The following is a 3,017-nucleotide window of genomic DNA, read 5'->3' on the forward strand; positions in this document are numbered from 1 at the left end:
GTCGACGCCCGACGCCCGCAGCGGGGGCCCCGTCACCCCGTAGGCGATGGCGTCGGCCGCCGACAGAATCCCGATGCCCCGGTTGCGCTGTACCCAGATTGGGTTGGCGGACAGCAGGGCCTCGTACTCGTCGAAGCGCCCGGGGAGCACGCGCAAAAGCTCGCGGATCTTGCCCTCGGCCTCCGCGGGCAGGTCCATCGAAACACCGCCCGGACGGAAGTAGCCGGGGTTCATCCGCAGTCCGGTGACGGACTGGAAAACGTCCAGGATCATCTCGCGCTCGCGGAACGCGTAGGTGGCCATCGAGACCGAGCCGAGCTCGAGTCCGGACGTACCCAGCCAGATCAGGTGGGAGGTGATCCGGTTGAGCTCCATCATCAGGCACCTGATCCACTGCGCCCTTTCGGGGACCTCCACCTCCGCCAGGCGCTCGACGGCCATGCAGAATGCGGCTTCGTTGAAGAAGTTGGACAGGTAGTCGGCGCGGGTGACGGCGGTGACGGCCTGGATCCAGTTCAGGACCTCTGCGTTCTTCTCGATGCCCGTGTGCAGGTACCCGATCACCGGGTTGACGGACAACAGCGTCTCGCCGGTCATCTCCACCTGCAGCCTGAGCACCCCGTGGGTGGACGGGTGCTGCGGGCCCATGTTCACCCGCATCGTCTCGCCCTCGACCCACAGGTCCTGGACCTGCGCCGCCGCGTCCTGCTGCGCGGGCCCCGTCACGAGCGTCTCGCTCACTTGGGTTCGTCCCCTCCAGCTGCGGTGGCCGTGTCGGGGCCTTCGGTCCCGGACGGGATCTGCGGTGTGTCCGGCGGGAGCTTCGGGGGGTCCGGCTCTGCGCGCACGCCCGTGGCCGGCGGACCGGTCCACGTCCACGGCGACAGGCGTCCCCGGTCGCGGACCAGGCGGGGCGGCGCCCCGCCCATGGAGGCCCGTCCCAGATCCGGGATCGCATCGGCCCCCACGTAAGCGGGCTCTATCCGGTACTCGACGGGGACGCCGCCCACCGGGTAGTCCTTGCGAAGCGGGTGTCCCTCCCATTCGTCGGGCATCAGGATCCGCACCAGGTTCGGGTGGCCGGTGAAGGTGACCCCGTACATGTCCCAGACCTCACGCTCCTGCCAGTCGGCCCCCGGCCACACCTGCACGACCGAAGGCAGAACGGGGTCGCCGTCCGGCAGCTGGACCTTGACGCGAAGCCTGTCGTTGTGGGCGAACGAGTACAGGTGGTAGTTGACCTCGAACCGCGGCTCCCGCGGGAGCCAGTCAACCCCGGACAGGTCGCACAGCATCTCGAACCCGGCCCGGTCGCGGAGCGCCGTCATCACCGGCACCAGATGGTCGCGGGCGACGATCAGCACCGCTTCTCCTACATGCTCGTAGGCACGGGTGACGGCCTCGGGAAAACTTTCACTAACTAGGGAGGCGACGGACTCGAGGCGGTGGGCGGCCATCGCTGCTACCGGGCCCGTCCGAGGCGCAGCGGCTGCTTGCGGATCTTCTCGTGCAGCCGGACGATGCCGGCCATCAGGATCTCGGGAGTCGGCGGGCACCCGGGCACGTAGACGTCCACCGGAACGATCTGGTCCACGCCCTGCACCAGCGCGTAGTTGTTGAACATTCCGCCGCAGGAAGCGCATGCGCCCATCGAAAGGACCCACTTCGGCTCGGCCATCTGGTCGTAGATCTGCCGGACTACCGGCGCCATCTTCTGGGACACGCGGCCGGCGACGATCATCAGGTCGGCCTGCCGCGGCGAGGCGCGGAAAGCCTCCATGCCGAACCGGGCCAGGTCGTGCTTGGGGGCGACCGTCTGCATCATCTCGATCGCGCAGCAGGCGAGCCCGAAGGTCGCGGGCCAGACCGAGGCCGACCGCGCCCAGTTCACGAGCTTCTCGGCCGACGCCGTGACTATGGACGGAAGCCGTTCCTCTAGTCCCACTCCAGCGCCCCGTTTCTGACGACGTAGAAGTACGCGACCAGAAGGATGCCGATGAATATCGACATCTCGACCAGCGCGAACATTCCGAACTTTTTGAAGACCACGGCCCACGGAAACATCAGGATGACCTCGACGTCGAAGATCACGAACAGCATCGCCGTCAGGTAGAAGCGCACCGGGAATCGCTCCGCGGGGGCGTCGACCTCGGTGATGCCGCACTCGTAGGGCATCAGCTTCGCGGGGGTGGGGTCCTTGGGGCTGAGGAACCTCGCGGCCATGACCGAGAGCACGGCGAAGGCCCCCGCGAGCACCAACATGAACACGATGGGAAGGTAGCTGGCGAGCAAGGTTCCCTCTGTTCCTAGGAAGTCAGCACCCAACGGTAGTGGCGGCCTGCGGGGGCCGCAAACGTCCCCGCCGGACGCCTCACCCGAGGCGTATCAGCGACGCCAGACGCACCATGCCCCGGACGGTGCGGTCCCCCGCCGTGCCGCCCTGCTGCATGTACACGTTGGACAGGATCTTGAAGGCGAACGACATCACGGGTGGGACGTGCATCCCGGCGTCGATGGCCAGGCGCATCATCCTCGGCCTCCCGATGAGCCTGGCGAACACCCGTCCCAGCCGGTAGTACGGGCCCCACAGATCCTGAAGCCTGTCCTCGTAGGCGGACAGGTCCGAAGGCCCGGACCCCTCCAGGGCCTGCATGATGACCTCGGCCCCCACGACCCCGGACTCCACCGCCTCCGATATCCCCTCGCCGTTGAACGGGTTCACGACCCCGGCCGCGTCGCCGGCCACCAGGACCCCCGGCCGACACGGGGGCCAGACGGCAAAGGCCATGGGCAGCCGCCATCCCTTCACCGACCCCTCGCGCTGAAGCTCGGCCGGGTCCGGCAGGCTCCACGACTCCGGCAGCGACCGGATGAATGCGGCGAGCAGGTGCGCGGTGTTGACGCGGCGCCAGTCCGGGTAGGTCGACAGCAGGCCGGTCCCGACGTTGATGCGGCCGTTGCCCATGGGAAAAACCCAGCCGTAGCCGGGAAGCGTCGTCCCCGCCTCCCTGACCTCC

5 protein-coding genes are annotated in these 3,017 nt (G+C 68.2%); all 5 read right to left on the reverse strand.

The features are described 5' to 3' along the window. Nucleotides 1-741: NADH dehydrogenase subunit D (locus VNE62_02115; protein ID HVE91083.1), on the reverse strand; the 741-nt coding region annotated here is incomplete at its 3' end. Beyond that, nucleotides 738-1,457: an NADH-quinone oxidoreductase subunit C gene (locus VNE62_02120; GenBank protein ID HVE91084.1), complete on the reverse strand. Its 720-nt coding sequence runs from the start codon at nucleotides 1,455-1,457 to the stop codon at nucleotides 738-740. The genes VNE62_02120 and VNE62_02115, both read right to left, overlap by 4 nt. A 5-nt stretch (nucleotides 1,458-1,462) precedes the next feature. After that, a complete protein-coding gene (locus tag VNE62_02125; GenBank protein HVE91085.1) occupies nucleotides 1,463-1,945 on the reverse strand; it encodes an NADH-quinone oxidoreductase subunit B family protein in 483 nt (160 codons plus the stop codon). Beyond that, entirely contained in the window at nucleotides 1,936-2,292 is a 357-nt protein-coding gene (gene ndhC, locus VNE62_02130; protein ID HVE91086.1) for an NADH-quinone oxidoreductase subunit A, read from the reverse strand. Before ndhC ends, VNE62_02125 begins: the two co-directional genes overlap by 10 nt. Before the next feature lie 79 nt (nucleotides 2,293-2,371). Beyond that, the coding region (locus VNE62_02135) for a hypothetical protein (protein ID HVE91087.1) at nucleotides 2,372-3,017 on the reverse strand (646 nt) is incomplete at its 5' end.

This window comes from Actinomycetota bacterium, from assembly GCA_035536535.1.
GTDB lineage: Bacteria > Actinomycetota > JAICYB01 > JAICYB01 > JAICYB01 > DATLNZ01.